The organism is Telluria sp. LT2P34, assembly GCF_059685915.1.
The window spans coordinates 40508-57508 of record NZ_JCASIN010000011.1; the positions used below are offsets into that span (position 1 = coordinate 40508).

The window sequence follows — 17001 nt, forward strand, 5'->3', positions numbered from 1 at the left end:
GCGCGTACCGGCGGCTTTATCAATCAATAAATACTTTGCGAATCTGCGATGCTACCAATTTAATATGACGCGCGTATGCACAGCGCTTATTTTCCCGGGTAGTACTCCGGCAGCATCAGCGTCACTTCCAGGCCGCCTTCGGCCAGGTTGGCCAGCGTGATGCTGCCGCCGTGCTGTTCGGCGATGTTGCGGGCGATCGTCAGGCCCAGCCCGGTGCCGCCCGATTCGCGCGAGCGCGAGGTTTCGACGCGGTAGAACGGGTCGAACACGCGCTGCATTTCCGCCTGCGGAATGCCGGGGCCGGCATCGCGCACGCGGATGCGCGCCGCACCCTTGACCCGGTCGACGACGACCTGCGCCTTGTGGCCGTATTTCACGGCATTGTCGATCAGGTTGCCCAGGCAGCGGCGCAGGTCGAGCGGGCGGCCCAGCAGCGCCATGTTCGAGCGCCCGGCCAGCGTGACCGGCTGGTTGGCGTCGGCGGCGTCGTCGACGCTGGCGTCGAGCAGCGAATCGAGGTCGAGCATCTGCATGCTCTCGGTGGTGTCCATGCTGCGCGCCAGGTCGAGCCCTTCGCGCACCATCGCCTGCATCGCCGACAGGTCGCCGATCAGGCGTTCCTGCAATTCGTGGTCCGACACTTTTTCCAGGCGCAGGCGCATCCGCGTCAGCGGCGTCTGCAGGTCGTGGGTGATCGCCGCCAGCATTTGCGTGCGCTGGAAGATGTACTGGCGGATGCGCGCCTGCATCGCATTGAAGGCGGCGCTGGCCTGGCGGATCTCGCTGGCGCCGGTCAGGTCGAGCGGCGCGCGGTTGATGTCGTTGCCGAGGTCCTGCGCGGCTTGCGCCAGCTGTTTCAGCGGACGCGTGGTCATGCGCGCAACCACGTAGGCGAGGGCCGCGATGCTGAGGAAGAACAGGGCGAGCACGGCCCGGTAGTCGGTCTCGGCCGCCACCAGGGTACGCGGCGGCAGCACGGCCAGGTGCAGCTGTTCGCCGTCGCGCAGGCGCACGTTGAGGCTTTCGCAGGCGCCGCGCCATTCGGTGCTCAGCAGGCCGTACAGGATCGGCATGCGCGGCGGTTGGGCGCAGGCCGCAGGCGCGCCGGCCGCGGCGCTGATCTGGTAGTGACTGCCGAGCCGCTCGGACAGGGTCTTCACAAAAGTGGAAGGCTGCGGCGCCAGCGCATACGGCTGGCCGACTTCCAGCTGCAGGCCGGGCCGGTTGGCGACGGCGAGGTAGGCGCGCCGTGTCGAGGACGGCACGATTTCGGTCGCCATGATCAGGGTTTCGGCGCGTTCGATCAGGGTCTGGTCGCGCGCGCGCTCGAGCACGCGCTGGCGCTCGACATCGGCCAGCCACTGGGTCAGCGCGGCCGACACCAGGATCCCCAGCAGCAAAGTGAGGAAGACGCGGCCGGTCATCGAGCCGATAAACGCTTTCACGCGGTCGGCTCCACGGTCACCTGGCCGGCCAGCACATAGCCGCCGTTGCGCACGGTTTTGATGATTTGCGGCATGCGCGCGTCTTCGCCCAGCTTCTGGCGCAGGCGGCTGATCTGGATGTCGATCGAGCGATCGAAGGGATCGGCGTCACGGCCCTGGGTGAGGTTGAGCAGCTGGTCGCGGTTGAGTACGCGGTTCGGGTGCTCGAGGAAGACGCGCAGCAGGCGGAACTCGGCGCCCGAGAGCATGATGACTAGGCCGTCGGGGTTGACCAGGTGGCGCGCGGTGAGGTCGAGCGTCCAGTTCGAAAAGCGCATCTGCTGCACGTTCTCGGCCGGCGCGTTGGAGGGCATCGCATGCGAACGGCGCAGCACGCTGCGGATGCGCGCCAGCAGTTCGCGCGGCTCGAAGGGCTTCGGCAGGTAGTCGTCGGCGCCCATTTCCAGGCCCAGGATGCGGTCGAGCGGCTCGTTGCGGGCGGTCAGCATGATCACCGGCAGGCTGGAGGTGGCGCGCAGCTTGCGGCACAGCGTCAGGCCATCGTCGCCCGGCAGGTTCAGGTCGAGCACGATCAGGTCGGGGCGCGATTCGTCGAGGATCTTCCACATCGCGACGCCGTCGCCGGCGGCCAGCGCGCGGTAACCATTCGACTCGAGGTAATCTGCGAGCAGCTGGCGGATGTCGCGGTCGTCGTCGACGATGAGAATAGTAGAAGGATTGTCCATGGCCGCAATTATCCCTGCTTACCCGGGGCGCGCGCAGTGTTTTTGTATCGGACTGTATATGGATTTAAGAAGGAAACATATTGATACAAAGTGCGCGGGACAGGACATGCTGGGCTTACACTTGTTGGTCATGATGAGTCCTGTGCAGCGAGCGGTTCAGCTGGACACCCCGACCCACTCTCACACCAAAGGAAACACATGAACACCCTTCGCAAGAATGTCCTGATCGCCCTGGCCGCCATCGGCTTCGCCGGCGCCGCCGTCGCCCAGACCGCCGCGGTGCAGCCGGCCGAAGGCCGCCACGCGAATGCCATGAGCGTCGAGCAGCGCGCCGCCCACAAGGCCGAGCGCCAGGCGAAAATGGCCGAGCGCCAGGCCCAGCGCGCCGCCAAGCTGCGTGCCGAACTGAAGCTCACGGCCCAGCAGGAACCGGCCTTCGCCGCCTTCCTCGCCGCCGGCAAGCCGGTCCAGCGTCCACTGGCCCGGGTCGGCGGCGAGCGTGCCAGGATCGCCGCCCTGCCGGCGCCGCAGCGCATGGAGCTGCGCCTCGAGCGCCAGAAGCAGCGCATCGCGCGCATGGAAGCACGCCTGGCGGCGCTGAACAGCTTCTACGCCGTGCTGAGCCCGGAACAGCGGCAGGTCATGGACAGCAAGAAGATGCGCATGGGCGGCAAGCACGGCCGGCATCATGGCCGCCACGGCGGGCGCGGCGCGGCGATGCAGAGCTGAATCATTTGGCTGATTGAACAAAAATGGGATGCCTCGGCATCCCATTTTTGTAGCGCGACACTGGCTTAATTCACCTTCTGCAGCGAGCCGAGGAACTTGCTCGCGTTCTGGTAGCCGATCACCCTGCTGTCGGCGATCTCGGCGCCATTCCGGTCGAAGAAAATGATGCCCGGCGGCCCGAACAAGCCGAAACGCTTGAGCATGGCTTTGTCGTGGACGTCATTGGCGGTCACGTCCACCTGGAGCAGCACGGTATTGGCGAGCTTGGCCTGCACGGCCGGGTCGACGAAGGTCAGCTTTTCCATCTCCTTGCACGACACGCACCAGTCGGCATAGAAGTCGAGCATCGCCGGGTTGCCGCGGTTCGCGGCCAGCGCCGCGTCGAGGTCGGCCACGGTTTTCACGCGCTTGAACTCGAGCGCATGGCGCGGGGCGCCGCTCAGGTGCGCCAGCGGCGCCAGGGCATCGCGCCCGCCGCTGGCCACGCCCACCAGCTGCATCGCGCCGAGGATGCCGAATGCGGCGCCCAGGGCGAGACCCGCCCAGTGCCCGCGCCGGCTCAGCAGCCAGGCGCCATACCCGAGCAGCAGCGCGGCCCACAGCAGCATCTGCAGCGCCGCCGGCAACACCGGCGACACCAGCCACAGGGCCATCGCCAGCATCAGCACGCCGAAGAAGCGTTTGACCGATTCCATCCAGGCGCCGGCGCGCGGCAGCAAGGAGCCGGCCGAAACGCCGACCAGCAGCAGCGGAATGCTCATCCCGACCGCCATCGAAAACAGGGCGGCGCCGCCGATAAAGACGTCGCGCGTCTGGCTGATGTAGACCAGGGCGCCGGCCAGCGGCGCGGCGACGCAGGGCCCGACGATCAGGGCCGAGATCGCGCCCATGGCGAACACGCCCGCCAGCTTGCCCGACGCCTGGCGGCTCGATGCACCGGCCAGTTTGGTTTGCAAGGCGCCCGGCACTTGCAGCTCGTAGAAGCCGAACATCGACATCGCCATCGCCACGATCAGCAAGGCAAAGGTGCCCAGCACCCAGGGGTTTTGCAGGGCCGCGGCCAGGCCTTCGCCAATCAGGCCGGCGGCAACCCCGAGCGTGGTGTAGACGATGGCCATGCCCAGCGAATAGGTGATCGAGAGCAGCAGGCCGCGCGAACGCTTCACTTTGCCGCCTTCGCCCACGATGATCGAAGACAGGATCGGCACCATCGGCAGCACGCAGGGCGTGAACGCGAGCCCCAGCCCGAGCAGCGCGAACGCAGGCACGATGGCGAGCAGGCGGCCGCCCTGCAGGATGGCGTCGATGCCTGCCATCTCGGACGGCGCCTGGGCAGCGCTCGTCGTCGCCGACGTCTTTGGACCTTCTTGTGCGGGCGCTGGAGCTGCACCGAAAGGCGTGCCGCTCAGGCCGGCAGTGCCGCCCTCGCTGGCGGGACTGGACGATAGCGGCGCCGGCGGGTTTGCGTTGGCGCCGATCGGCAGGCTGGTCTGGTTTGCGGCGCCGCCGGCGGCCAGTTGCAGGCTCGCTTCCTGCGGTGGGTAGCACAGGCCGGCGTCGGCGCAGCCCTGGCTGGTCGCAATCAAGGTGAACGCCCCGCTGCCCTCGACCGGAATGCGGATCGTTACCGAAGTTTTATACGTTTCGACGTCTTTTTGGAAGGTCTCGTCGTATTTCACCTTGCCCGGCGGGATCTGCGGTACGCCCAGTTTCACGCCGGTGGCAGTGAACGCAAAGCGCTCGCGGTACATGTAGTAGCCGTCGGCAATGGCATAGGTGACCACAGCCATCTTCTCGCCTTCCATGCGCGCGGAGACGCGGAAAGCGATCGACGGATCGAGGAACTCCTGGGCGGCGTGGGCGGGCGCAGCCTGCAGCACGCCGAGGGCCAGCATGAGCAGGCAGGCGATGCGGAAGCGGCAGGCGATGGCGGACAGAATGCGGGACATAACTTCCTTCGAGTGAACGAGAGCGGCGGCGTGCAGGCAGCATAGTACACCGCCGCGAATCGTTGCACAGGGGGAAGCGGGGGGCTAGACGAACATGCCGCCAGAAGCTTCGACACGCTGGGCGTTGATCCAGCCGCTGCCGGGATCGAGCAGGCTGGCGATGGCGCCGCCGACATCGTCCGGCCGCCCCGCGCGTCCGAGCGCCGTCTGGGCAGCGACAAAGGCGTTCAGCTGTGCGTTATCGCGCACGGCGCCGCCGCCGAAATCGGTCTCGATCGCGCCGGGAGCCAGCGTGTTGACGCTGATCCCGCGCTCGCCCAGCTCCTTGGCCAGGTAGCGGGTCAGCACTTCGACCCCGCCCTTCATCGCAGCGTACGCCGAGTAGCCCGGCAGCGCGAAACGGGTCAGCCCCGAGGACAGGTTGACGATGCGGCCGCCGTCGGCGATCAGGGGCTCGAGCGCCTGGGTCAGGAAGAACGGCCCCTTCAGGTGAATATCGAAGAGTTGCGTGAACTGCTCCTGGCTGACCTCGCGAAACGGTGCATGGATGCCGATCCCCGCATTGTTGACCAGGAAGTCGAAGCGTGCGCGCTGCCAGCGATCAGCGAGCAAGGCGCTTACCGCGCGCGCGAACGCCGGGAACGATGGTGCGTTGCCGACGTCCAGCCGCAAAACGGCGGCGCGCCGGCCGGCCGTCTCGATCTGGGCGGCCACGTCCAGGGCTTCGGCCTCGCGGCTGTGGTAAGTCAGGATGATGTCGACACCGCGCGCGGCCAGCGTCAATGCGGTATTGCGGCCGAGGCCGCGGCTGCCGCCGGTTATGAGGGCGATGGGAGTGTGCATGAAAGGCTCCTGGATGGATGGGACTGCAAGGCAAGCCAGTGTATTTGTATTCGCGCTGGAGACAAACCAGCATTCTGTGAATACACTGTTCACACCAACTAAACAGATCACGATAATGCTGAACCCGGATTCCTTGCAAATTTTTCTGCGCGTGGCGGAACTGGCCAGCTTTACCCGCGCGGCCGACAGCCTTGGCCTGTCGAAAGGCGCCATTTCCTCCGCTGTCCGCGACCTGGAGGCAGCGCTCGGCACGCGCCTCCTGCAACGCACCACGCGCAAGGTGCAGATGACCCAGGATGGCCTGGCCTTCTACGAACGCAGCCGCGACATGCTCGACGAGCTCGACGAGCTGGAAACCATGTTCCAGGCCGACGCCGACCTGGCGGGCAGGCTGCGGGTCGACCTGCCGCAGGCGGTCGCCCGCACGATCGTGATTCCGCAGCTGCCCGCATTGTTGGACGCCTATCCGGGCCTGCAGATCGAACTAAGCAGCACCGACCGCCGCGTCGATCTGGTGGCCGAGGGCTTCGACTGCATCATGCGGGTCGGCGAATTGAACGACTCGACGCTGGTGGCGCGTCGCCTGGGCCAGTTCAGAATGGTCAATTGCGCCAGTCCCGCCTATCTGGCGCGCCGCGGAACCCCGCGCACGCTGGCCGACCTGGCCGGGCATGTCCTGGTCGACTACGCCTCCAGCCTGGGTCCGCGCACGGCACTTTTCGAGTACGTCGACGAGGGCCGGCGCGTCAGCGTGCCGGTGGCGGCGTCGGTCGCGGTCAATAACAGCGATGCCTACCAGGCAAGCTGCCTGGCCGGCCTGGGAATCATCCAGGTACCTGAAACGGGGGTACGCGAATTGATCGCCCAGGGGCGGCTGCAGACCCTGCTGCCCGAGCATCGCGCCGCAGCGATGCCGGTAACCCTGCTGTACGCGAGCCGGCGCCACCTCAGCCGGCGCGCCCAGCACGTGATGACCTGGCTGGCCGAGCTGATGCGCCCGCATGTGGAGAGTCCACCCGGCACCGGCGCATGATGGGGCGCGCACGGCGCCAACAAGCGAAAAAAAACCAGGCACAAGGCCTGGTTTTTTCATGTCGCACGGACTGATTACTCAGCCGTAGGCGCTTCTTCCATGTCGCTGACTTCCGGACGGTCCATCAGTTCGACATACGCCATCGGCGCATTGTCGCCGACGCGGAAACCCATTTTCAGGATGCGCAGGTAGCCGCCGTTACGGTTGGCGTAACGTGGGCCGAGTTCGGCGAACAGCTTCAGGACCATTTCGCGGTCGCGCAGGCGGGCGAATGCCAGGCGCTTGTTGGCCAGCGTGTCGGTCTTGCCCAGGGTCAGGATCGGCTCGATGACGCGACGCAGTTCCTTGGCTTTTGGCACGGTGGTCTTGATGGCTTCATGACGCAGCAGGGAAACGGTCATGTTGCGCAGCATGGCGAGGCGGTGGGACGAAGTACGGTTCAGCTTGCGAAGGCCGTGACGGTGACGCATGGTAATTCCTTTCGAGGTTTTTAAATCCAGCTCTTCGATCGTTCATGCATGGCGCATGACCGCGGGCCGGTTCTTATGGTTTAAAACTGCCCGGACAACATTGCCCAGGCAGGTAGTGCTTTTACTTTTCTAGGCCGGCTGGTGGCCAGTTCTCGAGTTTCATGCCCAGGGTCAAGCCACGCGAAGCCAGGACTTCCTTGATTTCGTTGAGCGACTTGCGGCCCAGGTTTGGCGTCTTGAGCAGTTCGTTTTCCGAACGCTGGATCAGGTCGCCAATATAGTAAATGTTCTCTGCCTTCAGGCAGTTTGCCGAACGCACCGTCAGTTCCAGGTCGTCGACCGGACGCAGCAGGATCGGATCGACCAGCGGAGCGCGCGATGGCGCTTCGGCGGCGGCTTCCGTGCCTTCCAGGGCGGCGAACACGTTCAGCTGGTCAACCAGCACGCGGGCCGACTGGCGAATCGCCTCTTCCGGGGTGATGACGCCGTTGGTCTCGATGTTGATGATCAGCTTGTCGAGGTCGGTACGCTGTTCGACGCGCGCCGATTCCACCGCGTACGACACGCGGCGCACTGGCGAGAACGAAGCGTCCAGGATGATGCGGCCGATCGTCTTGTTGGTGTCTTCCGACAGGCGACGGACATTGCCCGGCACGTAACCACGGCCCTTCTCGACCTTGATCTGCATGTCCAGCTTGCCACCGGCGGTCAGGTGAGCGATCACGTGATCCGGGTTGATCAGTTCCACGTCATGCGGCAGGTCGATGTCCGAAGCCAGGACGGCGCCTTCGCCTTCCTTTTTCAGGGTCAGCGTCACGGAGTCACGGTTGTGCACCTTGAACACGACACCCTTCAGGTTCAGCAGCAGGTCGACGACGTCTTCCTGCACGCCGTCGAGCGACGAATACTCGTGCACGACGCCGGCGATGGTGACTTCGGTCGGCGCGTAGCCGATCATCGACGACAGCAGCACGCGGCGCAGCGCGTTACCCAGCGTGTGGCCGTAGCCGCGTTCGAACGGCTCCATCACGACTTTGGCATGACCGGGGCCGAGCGCTTCGACGTCGATGATACGTGGCTTCAACAAACTATTTTGCATGAAATATCCTTTTCAATACCCTCGGCTCGTTACACCGATAAGGCTGATGGCTTTGAATTATCTGAAGTGCAAACGCCCGCTCGGAGGGGAGCGGGCGCAATGTCCGACTAACGATTAACGCGAGTACAGTTCGACGATCAGTGCTTCGTTGACGTCAGCGGCGATCTCGTTACGCTCCGGGAACGAACGGAAGGTGCCTTCCATCTTCTTGGCATCGACCGAGACCCAGCTTGGCATGCCGACTTGTTCAGCCAGCGACAGCGCTTCGACGATACGCACTTGCTTCTTCGCCTTTTCGCGAACGGCGATGACGTCGCCGGTCTTGACAGCGTAGGAAGCGATGTTGACGACGTTACCGTTGACCGTGAAAGCCTTGTGGCTGACCAGCTGGCGCGCTTCGGCGCGGGTCGAGCCGAAGCCCATGCGGTAGGTGACGTTGTCCAGGCGCGATTCCAGCAGCTTGAGCAGGGTCTCGCCGGTGTTGCCCTTGCGGCGCGACGCTTCTGCGAAGTAGCGGCGGAACTGGCGCTCGAGGATGCCGTACATGCGCTTGACCTTCTGCTTTTCACGCAGCTGGTTGCCGTAGTCCGAGGTGCGGGCACCCGACTTGACACCGTGCTGGCCTGGCTTGACGTCCAGTTTGCACTTCGAGTCGAGCGAACGGCGTGCGCTCTTGAGGAACAGGTCAGTGCCTTCACGGCGCGACAGTTTTGCTTTTGGTCCGATATAACGTGCCACGTTGAATCCTTTGATGTATTAATCACGCCCCAGAGGCATCATCGCTGATGCGGCAGGCGCTAGTCCGACCCATGAATGAGCGGACGTGGCTAAAAAAATGACGCCCGGGGCAAGTGCGTAAGCACTGCGCAAGGCGACAACAGCCGGGCAGTATACCCGAATTCGGGCAACTGCACCGGCGTTTACTACTGCGACCCATACCAAAAACAACTGGGCAGCAAAGCCGCCCGGCTGGATTTAGATACGACGACGCTTTGGTGGACGGCAGCCGTTGTGCGGCACTGGCGTCACGTCCTGGATTTCGGTGATCTTGATACCCAGGTTGTTCAGTGCGCGGACAGCCGATTCACGGCCTGGGCCTGGGCCCTTGATACGCACTTCCAGGTTCTTCACGCCACTTTCCTGTGCGACCTTGCCGGCTGCTTCAGCAGCGACCTGAGCCGCGAACGGGGTCGACTTGCGCGAGCCTTTGAAACCGGCGCCGCCCGACGTCGCCCACGACAGGGCATTGCCCTGACGGTCGGTGATCGTGATGATGGTGTTGTTGAACGAAGCGTGGACGTGGGCGATGCCCTCAGCCACGTTCTTTTTCACTTTTTTACGTACGCGTGCTGCTGCTGCGCTGCTTTGTTGCTTGGCCATGGTCGGTTCCTAGATTATTTCTTCAACGATTGAGCGGCCTTGCGCGGACCTTTGCGGGTACGTGCATTGGTGCGGGTACGCTGACCGCGCACTGGCAGACCCTTACGGTGACGCATGCCGCGGTAGCAGCCCAGATCCATCAGACGCTTGATGTTCATGGACAGTTCGCGGCGCAGATCGCCTTCCACGACAAACTTCGCGACTTCGTCACGCAGCTTCTCGAGTTCGTTATCGTCGAGGTCCTTGACCTTCTTGTTGGTCGCGATACCGGTCGAATCGCAGATCTTCTGCGAGCGCGGGCGGCCAACACCGTAAATCGCCGTGAGGCCGATAACAGTGTGCTGATGATTTGGGATGTTAACCCCTGCAATACGTGCCATTCGTTATTCCTCTTAACCTTGACGCTGCTTGTGACGCGGCTCGACGCAGATCACACGGACCACGCCCTTGCGCTTGATGATCTTGCAGTTGCGGCAGATCCGCTTGACTGAAGCATTAACTTTCATTTTGTACTCTCTTCCTGGTGAGGTTACTTGATATTTTTACTTGGTGCGGAATACGATGCGCGCCCGGGACAAGTCGTACGGGGTCAATTCCACCGTCACCTTGTCGCCCGGGAGGATGCGGATATAGTTCATCCGCATTTTACCCGAGATATGCCCCAGGACCACATGCCCGTTTTCCAGCTTTACGCGAAATGTCGCATTTGGGAGATTCTCGAGAATCTCGCCCTGCATTTGGATGACGTCGTCTTTTGCCATTCGGTCTATGCGCTCCCCGCTTATCGCGTCGGAATTCCGCCCTTGAAGTTCGCCTTCCGCAGCAGTGATTCATATTGCTGCGACATGACGTAGTTCTGCACTTGTGCCATGAAGTCCATCGTGACAACCACGATGATCAGGAGGGAGGTGCCGCCGAAATAGAAAGGAACTTTCCAGTACGACTGCAGGAACTCCGGAACCAGGCACACGAGGGTGATATACACCGCACCAGCGAGGGTAAGACGCATCAGGATCTTGTCGATATAGCGAGCGGTCTGGTCACCAGGGCGGATGCCCGGAACAAACGCGCCGCTTTTCTTCAAGTTATCCGCCGTTTCCTTGCTGTTAAAGACCAGCGCGGTATAGAAGAAGCAGAAGAAGATGATCGCCGAGGCATACACCAACGCATAGATCGGCTCACCGGTCGACAGCGAAGCAGCGAGGTCTTTCAGGAACCCGATGAACGGGCTGCTGGTGTCCTTGCCGCGGGTGTACCAGTCGACGATCGTCGCAGGGAACAGGATGATCGAGGACGCGAAAATCGGCGGGATCACGCCGGCCATGTTCAGCTTCAGGGGCAGGTGGCTGGTTTGGCCACCGTACACCTTGTTGCCGACCTGGCGCTTAGCGTAATTCACGAGAATCTTGCGCTGCCCACGCTCCACGAACACCACCGCATACGTCGTAAGCGCCACCAGGATCACGATAATGATCGCGGCAATGCTGCTGATCGAACCGTTTGAGACCAGGGTGAACAAGCCACCCAGTGCCGACGGCAGACCGGCTGCGATACCGGCGAAAATAATGATCGAAATGCCGTTGCCCAGGCCACGTTCGGTAATCTGCTCGCCCAGCCACATGAGGAACATGGTGCCGGTCAACAGGGTCACGACCGTGACGAAGCGGAAGCCGAGACCCGGGTCGAGCACGAGGCCCGGCTGGGTTTCGAGCGCGGCGGCAATGCCGAACGCCTGGAACAGTGCCAGCACGACCGTGAAATACCGGGTGTACTGGGTGATCTTGCGGCGCCCTGCTTCGCCTTCCTTTTTCAGCGCTTCCAGCTGCGGCGAGACGATCGACCCCAGCTGCATGATGATCGAAGCCGAAATGTAAGGCATGATCCCGAGTGCGAACACGGTAAAGCGTTCAAGCGCGCCGCCCGAGAACATGTTGAACATGCCGAGGACGCCGCTGGCGTTCTGCTTGAACAGCGATGCCAGCGCAACCGGGTCGATCCCGGGAACCGGGACGTGGGCACCGAGGCGGTACACGACCAACGCGCCAAGCAAAAACCACAGCCGACTCCAGGGGAAGCCGGCAGCGGCGCTTTTACCAAGTTGTGAATTAGTCGCCAATTTGTGCTCCGATCAGGGACAGTCGCTTTAAGCGACCGAACCGCCAGCTGCTTCGATGGCCGCTTTCGCGCCCGCCGTTGCCTTCAGGCCCTTGAGGTTCACCGCGCGGGTGATCTCGCCCGACAGGATGACGCGCACATCGCGCGCCAGCACTGGCAGGATGCCTGCTTGCTTGAGCACCAGGATGTCGACATCGCCGACCGCCAGGTTGTTCAGGTCCGACAGGCGAATTTCCGCCTTGAAGGTAGCGTTGAGCGACTTGAAGCCGCGCTTCGGCAGACGACGCTGCAGAGGCATCTGACCGCCTTCGAAGCCGACCTTGTGGAAACCGCCCGAACGCGACTTCTGACCCTTGTGACCGCGACCGGCAGTCTTGCCGATGCCTGAGCCGATGCCCCGGCCGACGCGACGCTTGTAGTGCTTGGCGCCGTCAGCGGGTTGAATGGTATTCAATTCCATTGTTTTCTCCGTTACGCAAGCCCGAGGGCTTACGCGACTACTTTAACGAGGTACGAGACTTTGTTGATCATGCCACGCACCGATGGGGTGTCCTGCAACTCGGAAACCGAGTTGACGCGGCGCAGACCCAGGCCGCGCACGGTGGCGCGGTGATCCTGACGGGTGCCGATCAGGCCCTTGACGAGCTTGACTTTGACAGTGTTTGCCATGTTTTTTCCCCTTAACCCAGGATGTCTTCAACCGACTTGCCGCGCTTGGCGGCGATGTCGGAAGCAGTGCTCATTTTCGACAGGCCGTCGAGCGTGGCGCGAACCAGGTTGTACGGGTTCGACGAACCGGTCGATTTAGCGACCACGTCCGTCACGCCCATCACCTCGAAGATAGCGCGCATTGCGCCACCTGCGATCACGCCGGTACCCGGCTTGGCTGGCGACATCATGACGCGCGAGGCGCCGTGACGACCAGTAACGGTGTGGTGCAGGGTGCCGTTCTTGAGAGGAACCTTGATCAGGTTGCGACGGGCTTCTTCCATTGCCTTCTGCACACCAACCGGAACTTCCTTCGACTTGCCCTTGCCCATACCGATGCGGCCATCGCCGTCACCGACCACGGTCAGCGCTGCAAAACCCATGATACGACCACCCTTGACCACTTTGGTCACGCGGTTGATCGCGATCATTTTTTCGCGCATGCCATCATCCGGCTTGTCGCTTGCCATTTTCGCTTGCATTTTTGCCATGACAATTATCCTTAGAACTTCAGACCGGCTTCACGCGCGGCTTCAGCCAGCGCCTTGACACGGCCGTGGTAACGGAAACCGGAGCGGTCGAACGCGACTTCGGTGATCCCTGCTTGCAGTGCTTTCTCTGCGACGCGCTTGCCAACCAGGGCAGCGGCAGCGGCGTTGCCGCCCTTGCCAGTCTGGCCTGCCAGTTCAGCGCGCACATCTGCTTCCAGCGTCGAAGCCGAAACCAGGACCTTCGCATCCGGGCTGATCAGGTTCGCATAGATGTGCAGGTTGGTGCGGTGAACCGACAAGCGGTTCACGCCCAGCTGCGCAATCTTGATGCGGGTTTGGCGTCCGCGGCGTAGACGCGATTCTTTCTTGTCCATCGTCAGCTCCGATTATTTCTTCTTGGTTTCTTTAAGCTTGACCACTTCGTCCGAATAACGGACGCCCTTGCCCTTGTAAGGCTCAGGGGAGCGGTAAGCGCGCACTTCGGCAGCAACCTGGCCGACCTTTTGACGATCGATACCCTTGATCAGGATCTCGGTCGGGGTCGGGGTGGTTGCAGTGATGCCTTCAGGCATCGCGTGCAGCACCGGGTGCGAGAAGCCCAGGGACAGGTTCAGGGCGTTGCCCTGCACTGCTGCCTTGTAGCCCACGCCGACCAGGTTCAGCTTCTTTTCGAAGCCCTTGGTCACGCCGGTCACCATGTTGTTGACCAGGGCGCGCAGCGTGCCCGACATGGCGTTCGATTCGCGGGAATCGTCTGCCACGGCGAACGTCAGCGTGCCGTCGTTGTTTTCTACTTTGACCTGGCCGGTCAACGGCTGGGTCAGGGTGCCCAATGGGCCTTTTACCGTGATCGCTGCTGCAGTGATCGCCACTTCGGCGCCAGCTGGAACTGCGATTGGCATCTTAGCTACTCGAGACATTGTCTACTCCTTAAGCTACGTAGCAGATAACTTCGCCGCCGACGCCAGTGGCGCGGGCTTTGCGGTCAGTCATCACGCCTTGCGGGGTCGAGACAATCGCCACGCCCAGGCCGTTCATGACGGTCGGGATCTCGTCTTTGCCTTTGTAGACACGCAGGCCAGGACGGGAAACGCGCTCGATGCGCTCGATGACCGGACGGCCGGTGTAATACTTCAAACCGATTTTCAGTTCCGACTTGCCACCTTCGGTGGTCACGGCGAAATCCTCAATGTAACCCTCGTCCTTCAGGACGTTGGCAATGGCAACCTTGACTTTCGACGACGGCATTGCGACCGTGGTCTTTTGGACAGTTTGTGCGTTGCGAATGCGGGTCAGCATATCGGCGATAGGATCGCTCATACTCATTGCATATTCTCCTATTACCAGCTGGCTTTGGTCATACCCGGGATTTCGCCTTTCATGGCGAATTCACGGAGTTTGGTACGGGCAAGGCCGAATTTACGGAACGTGCCACGTGGGCGGCCGGTGATGGCGCAGCGGTTACGCTGGCGAGTCGGTGCCGAGTTACGTGGCAGCGCCTGCAGTGCAAGGCGGGCCATGTAACGCTCTTCTTCCGTTTTCGACTGGTCGTCGATGATCGCTTTGAAAGCTGCACGCTTTGCGGCGAATTTCTCCACCAGGTCTGCACGCTTCTGTTCGCGGTTAATCAGTGCAAGTTTTGCCATTGCTCTTAGTTCCTGAACGGGAATTTGAAGGCGGCGAGCAGCGCTTTGGCTTCATCGTCGGTCTTAGCGGTGGTCGTGATCGAGATGTTCATGCCACGCAGCGCGTCGATCTTGTCGTAATCGATTTCAGGGAAAATGATCTGTTCCTTGACACCGATGTTGTAGTTGCCACGACCATCGAACGAGCGGCCATTGACACCGCGGAAGTCACGCACGCGCGGCAGGGCCACGGTGATGAAACGGTCCAGGAACTCGTACATACGGTTGCCACGCAGGGTGACCATCGTACCGATCGGGTAGCCTTCGCGGATCTTGAAACCGGCGATTGCCTTGCGCGACTTGGTGGTCACTGGCTTCTGGCCGGCGATCTTGGTCAGGTCGCTGACGGCGTGCTCGAGCACTTTCTTGTCGGCGATCGCTTCACCCACACCCATGTTCAGGGTGATCTTGGTTACGCGTGGCACTTCCATCACCGACTTGTAGCCGAATTTCTCGGTCAGGTCAGCGACGACTTTATCTTTGTAAAACTGTTGTAGACGGGCCATGATCTTAAACCTTCACTTCTTCGCCGGAAGACTTGTAGACGCGGACTTTCTTGCCGTCCTGGTCTTTGAAGCCTACGCGGTCAGCCTTGCCGGTCGCAGCGTTGAACAGCGCGACGTTGGAGACGTGAATCGGCATCGTCTTGTCGACGATACCACCTTGGACGCCGGTCATCGGGTTTGGCTTGACAGCCTTCTTGGCCACGTTGACGCCATCGACGATGACGTGCTCGGCGTCCACGCGACGCGAAACGACGCCCCGCTTGCCTTTGTCTTTACCGGCCAAAACGATGACTTCGTCGTTTTTACGAATCTTATCCATTGTGATTCCTTACAGTACTTCAGGTGCCAGGGACACGATCTTCATGAACTTTTCAGTGCGCAGTTCGCGGGTCACTGGTCCGAAGATACGGGTGCCGATCGGTTCCAGCTTGGCGTTGAGCAGAACTGCGGCATTGCCGTCGAACTTCACCAGGGAGCCGTCTTGGCGGCGCACACCTTTAGCGGTACGCACAACCACAGCGTTATAAATTTCACCTTTTTTGACACGGCCACGTGGCGCAGCAACCTTGATGGTTACCTTGATGATGTCGCCAATGCCTGCATAACGGCGCTTGGAGCCGCCCAACACCTTGATGCACAAAACTTCTTTTGCACCAGTGTTGTCGGCCACTTCGAGCCGGCTTTCAGTTTGAATCATAGTATTTTCTTTCCCAACTTAAGCCGAAGAAATCCCACGGTGAACCGTAGGCCTGCGGTCAGTCTTGGTCCCGCCGTAAGGCCCCTGCTGGAGCACCACGATTGGGTGATTGGACTTTCCAAATTGCTTCGTACAGGCCGCAGTTACCGAGGAAGACAAACTGCGGCAACACATGAACGAAGCCCGCTAGTATCGCAGATACCAGCGGGCCACGCAAGACAAATTTTTAGTGCTTACAGTACTTGTGCGACTTGCACAACACGGGTCACAGTCCAAGCTTTCGTCTTCGAGATCGGACGACCTTCCGCGATCTCGACCGTGTCGCCGGTCTTGGCCTGGTTGGTCTCATCGTGTGCGTGATACTTGTTCGAGCGCACGATGATTTTGCCGTACAGCGGGTGCTTCACGTGACGTTCGATCAGTACGGTCACCGTCTTGTCCATTTTGTCGGACACGACCTTGCCGACCAGCGTACGCTTGAGCGCCGTTTTAGTGGTGTCGTTCATTTGGCTTCCTTCTGGTTCATCACAGTCTTCACACGCGCGATATCGCGACGTACTTTCTTGAGCTGCGCGGTGTTGCCCAGCTGCTGGGTAGCGATCTGCATGCGCAGGCCAAACTGGGCCTTGAGCAGCTCGCTGAGCTCCTTTTGCAGCGCTTCCTGGTCCTTGCCGCGGAGTTCCGTTGCTTTCATATTCAACTCCTGTTATTGGCCGACCTGGCGCACGACGAACGTGGTAGCCAGTGGCAGTTTGGCAGCGGCCAGGCGGAATGCTTCGCGCGCCAGTGTTTCGTCGACGCCGTCCATCTCGTACAGGACTTTGCCTGGCTGGATTTCAGCGACGTAGTATTCCGGATTACCCTTACCGTTACCCATACGGACTTCGGCCGGCTTGTTCGAAATCGGCTTGTCCGGGAAGATACGGATCCAGATACGGCCGCCACGCTTGATGTGACGGGTCATGGCGCGACGTGCAGCTTCGATCTGACGTGCGGTGATACGGCCGCGGGCAACTGCCTTCAGACCGAATTCGCCGAACGAGACCGCGGTGCCGCGGGTGTGCGAAATGCCGGTGTTACGGCCTTTCTGCTCTTTACGATACTTCCTGCGCGATGGTTGCAGCAT

The 17001-nt window shown here is 61.7% G+C and carries 27 protein-coding genes; 2 read left to right on the forward strand and 25 right to left on the reverse strand.

All coding sequences use genetic code 11. The features are described from left to right. Positions 1-86 precede the first annotated feature (86 nt). Positions 87-1445: an ATP-binding protein gene (locus tag AC56KZ_RS19810; protein WP_497163903.1), complete on the reverse strand. Its 1359-nt coding sequence runs from the start codon at positions 1443-1445 to the stop codon at positions 87-89. After that, positions 1442-2170, reverse strand: coding sequence for a response regulator (locus tag AC56KZ_RS19815; protein WP_497163904.1), 729 nt, complete (start codon positions 2168-2170; stop codon positions 1442-1444). Before AC56KZ_RS19815 ends, AC56KZ_RS19810 begins: the two co-directional genes overlap by 4 nt. 198 nt (positions 2171-2368) lie before the next feature. Between AC56KZ_RS19815 and AC56KZ_RS19820 the strand changes: the two genes are divergently transcribed. Beyond that, the gene (locus tag AC56KZ_RS19820; RefSeq protein ID WP_497163905.1) at positions 2369-2899 is read left to right on the forward strand and encodes a Spy/CpxP family protein refolding chaperone; all 531 of its coding nucleotides are present in this window, start codon (positions 2369-2371) and stop codon (positions 2897-2899) included. 65 nt (positions 2900-2964) lie between these two features. Here the strand turns inward: AC56KZ_RS19820 and dsbD are convergent, their stop codons facing one another. Together dsbD and AC56KZ_RS19830 are read right to left on the reverse strand one after the other, a co-directional pair. After that, entirely contained in the window at positions 2965-4848 is a 1884-nt protein-coding gene (dsbD, locus tag AC56KZ_RS19825) for a protein-disulfide reductase DsbD (RefSeq protein WP_497163906.1), read from the reverse strand. A gap of 84 nt (positions 4849-4932) precedes the next feature. Continuing rightward, positions 4933-5691 (reverse strand): SDR family NAD(P)-dependent oxidoreductase, encoded by a 759-nt coding sequence (locus AC56KZ_RS19830; RefSeq protein ID WP_497163907.1) that lies wholly within the window; start codon positions 5689-5691, stop codon positions 4933-4935. 133 nt (positions 5692-5824) lie between these two features. Between AC56KZ_RS19830 and AC56KZ_RS19835 the strand changes: the two genes are divergently transcribed. After that, on the forward strand, positions 5825-6724 hold the full coding sequence (locus AC56KZ_RS19835) for a LysR family transcriptional regulator (RefSeq protein WP_497163908.1): 900 nt from the start codon (positions 5825-5827) through the stop codon (positions 6722-6724). Positions 6725-6798: 74 nt separating this feature from the next. Here the strand turns inward: AC56KZ_RS19835 and rplQ are convergent, their stop codons facing one another. The 21 genes from rplQ to rplP form a co-directional block, all read right to left on the reverse strand. Beyond that, entirely contained in the window at positions 6799-7194 is a 396-nt protein-coding gene (gene rplQ, locus AC56KZ_RS19840; protein ID WP_497163909.1) for a 50S ribosomal protein L17, read from the reverse strand. A gap of 121 nt (positions 7195-7315) precedes the next feature. Continuing rightward, entirely contained in the window at positions 7316-8293 is a 978-nt protein-coding gene (locus tag AC56KZ_RS19845; RefSeq protein WP_497163910.1) for a DNA-directed RNA polymerase subunit alpha, read from the reverse strand. Positions 8294-8407: 114 nt separating this feature from the next. Then, positions 8408-9031 (reverse strand): 30S ribosomal protein S4, encoded by a 624-nt coding sequence (gene rpsD / locus AC56KZ_RS19850; RefSeq protein WP_497163911.1) that lies wholly within the window; start codon positions 9029-9031, stop codon positions 8408-8410. Positions 9032-9268: 237 nt separating this feature from the next. Next, positions 9269-9673 (reverse strand): 30S ribosomal protein S11, encoded by a 405-nt coding sequence (rpsK, locus tag AC56KZ_RS19855; RefSeq protein WP_005663404.1) that lies wholly within the window; start codon positions 9671-9673, stop codon positions 9269-9271. A 14-nt stretch (positions 9674-9687) separates the two neighbouring features. Beyond that, on the reverse strand, positions 9688-10053 hold the full coding sequence (gene rpsM / locus AC56KZ_RS19860) for a 30S ribosomal protein S13 (protein ID WP_497163912.1): 366 nt from the start codon (positions 10051-10053) through the stop codon (positions 9688-9690). 12 nt (positions 10054-10065) lie between these two features. Continuing rightward, positions 10066-10179, reverse strand: coding sequence for a 50S ribosomal protein L36 (gene rpmJ, locus AC56KZ_RS19865; protein ID WP_005663407.1), 114 nt, complete (start codon positions 10177-10179; stop codon positions 10066-10068). Between the two features lie 36 nt (positions 10180-10215). Beyond that, positions 10216-10434, reverse strand: coding sequence for a translation initiation factor IF-1 (gene infA, locus AC56KZ_RS19870; RefSeq protein WP_005663428.1), 219 nt, complete (start codon positions 10432-10434; stop codon positions 10216-10218). Positions 10435-10454: 20 nt separating this feature from the next. Then, positions 10455-11789 carry a preprotein translocase subunit SecY gene (gene secY / locus AC56KZ_RS19875; RefSeq protein ID WP_497163913.1) on the reverse strand — a complete coding sequence of 445 codons (1335 nt, stop codon included), beginning with the start codon at positions 11787-11789 and terminating at the stop codon, positions 10455-10457. A 27-nt stretch (positions 11790-11816) separates the two neighbouring features. Then, on the reverse strand, positions 11817-12248 hold the full coding sequence (gene rplO / locus AC56KZ_RS19880) for a 50S ribosomal protein L15 (RefSeq protein ID WP_497163914.1): 432 nt from the start codon (positions 12246-12248) through the stop codon (positions 11817-11819). Between the two features lie 29 nt (positions 12249-12277). Next, on the reverse strand, positions 12278-12457 hold the full coding sequence (gene rpmD / locus AC56KZ_RS19885) for a 50S ribosomal protein L30 (protein WP_497163915.1): 180 nt from the start codon (positions 12455-12457) through the stop codon (positions 12278-12280). A gap of 11 nt (positions 12458-12468) precedes the next feature. Beyond that, positions 12469-12987 carry a 30S ribosomal protein S5 gene (gene rpsE, locus AC56KZ_RS19890; protein ID WP_036208946.1) on the reverse strand — a complete coding sequence of 173 codons (519 nt, stop codon included), beginning with the start codon at positions 12985-12987 and terminating at the stop codon, positions 12469-12471. An 11-nt stretch (positions 12988-12998) separates the two neighbouring features. Beyond that, positions 12999-13361: a 50S ribosomal protein L18 gene (gene rplR, locus AC56KZ_RS19895; RefSeq protein ID WP_379724223.1), complete on the reverse strand. Its 363-nt coding sequence runs from the start codon at positions 13359-13361 to the stop codon at positions 12999-13001. Between the two features lie 12 nt (positions 13362-13373). After that, positions 13374-13907, reverse strand: a complete 534-nt coding sequence (rplF, locus tag AC56KZ_RS19900) for a 50S ribosomal protein L6 (protein ID WP_497163916.1) — start codon at positions 13905-13907, stop codon at positions 13374-13376. Between the two features lie 10 nt (positions 13908-13917). Beyond that, positions 13918-14313, reverse strand: coding sequence for a 30S ribosomal protein S8 (gene rpsH, locus AC56KZ_RS19905; RefSeq protein ID WP_497163917.1), 396 nt, complete (start codon positions 14311-14313; stop codon positions 13918-13920). A 14-nt stretch (positions 14314-14327) separates the two neighbouring features. Then, entirely contained in the window at positions 14328-14633 is a 306-nt protein-coding gene (rpsN, locus tag AC56KZ_RS19910) for a 30S ribosomal protein S14 (RefSeq protein ID WP_497163918.1), read from the reverse strand. A 5-nt stretch (positions 14634-14638) separates the two neighbouring features. Continuing rightward, on the reverse strand, positions 14639-15178 hold the full coding sequence (rplE, locus tag AC56KZ_RS19915; protein WP_497163919.1) for a 50S ribosomal protein L5: 540 nt from the start codon (positions 15176-15178) through the stop codon (positions 14639-14641). Between the two features lie 4 nt (positions 15179-15182). Beyond that, the gene (gene rplX / locus AC56KZ_RS19920; RefSeq protein ID WP_379724236.1) at positions 15183-15497 is read right to left on the reverse strand and encodes a 50S ribosomal protein L24; all 315 of its coding nucleotides are present in this window, start codon (positions 15495-15497) and stop codon (positions 15183-15185) included. Between the two features lie 9 nt (positions 15498-15506). Next, on the reverse strand, positions 15507-15875 hold the full coding sequence (gene rplN / locus AC56KZ_RS19925) for a 50S ribosomal protein L14 (RefSeq protein WP_497163920.1): 369 nt from the start codon (positions 15873-15875) through the stop codon (positions 15507-15509). Positions 15876-16108: 233 nt separating this feature from the next. Further along, the gene (gene rpsQ, locus AC56KZ_RS19930) at positions 16109-16381 is read right to left on the reverse strand and encodes a 30S ribosomal protein S17 (protein ID WP_020655684.1); all 273 of its coding nucleotides are present in this window, start codon (positions 16379-16381) and stop codon (positions 16109-16111) included. Beyond that, positions 16378-16569 carry a 50S ribosomal protein L29 gene (gene rpmC, locus AC56KZ_RS19935; protein ID WP_379724242.1) on the reverse strand — a complete coding sequence of 64 codons (192 nt, stop codon included), beginning with the start codon at positions 16567-16569 and terminating at the stop codon, positions 16378-16380. The genes rpsQ and rpmC overlap by 4 nt, the downstream gene beginning before the upstream one ends. Before the next feature lie 12 nt (positions 16570-16581). Beyond that, positions 16582-17001 carry a 50S ribosomal protein L16 gene (gene rplP, locus AC56KZ_RS19940; RefSeq protein ID WP_145653055.1) on the reverse strand — a complete coding sequence of 140 codons (420 nt, stop codon included), beginning with the start codon at positions 16999-17001 and terminating at the stop codon, positions 16582-16584.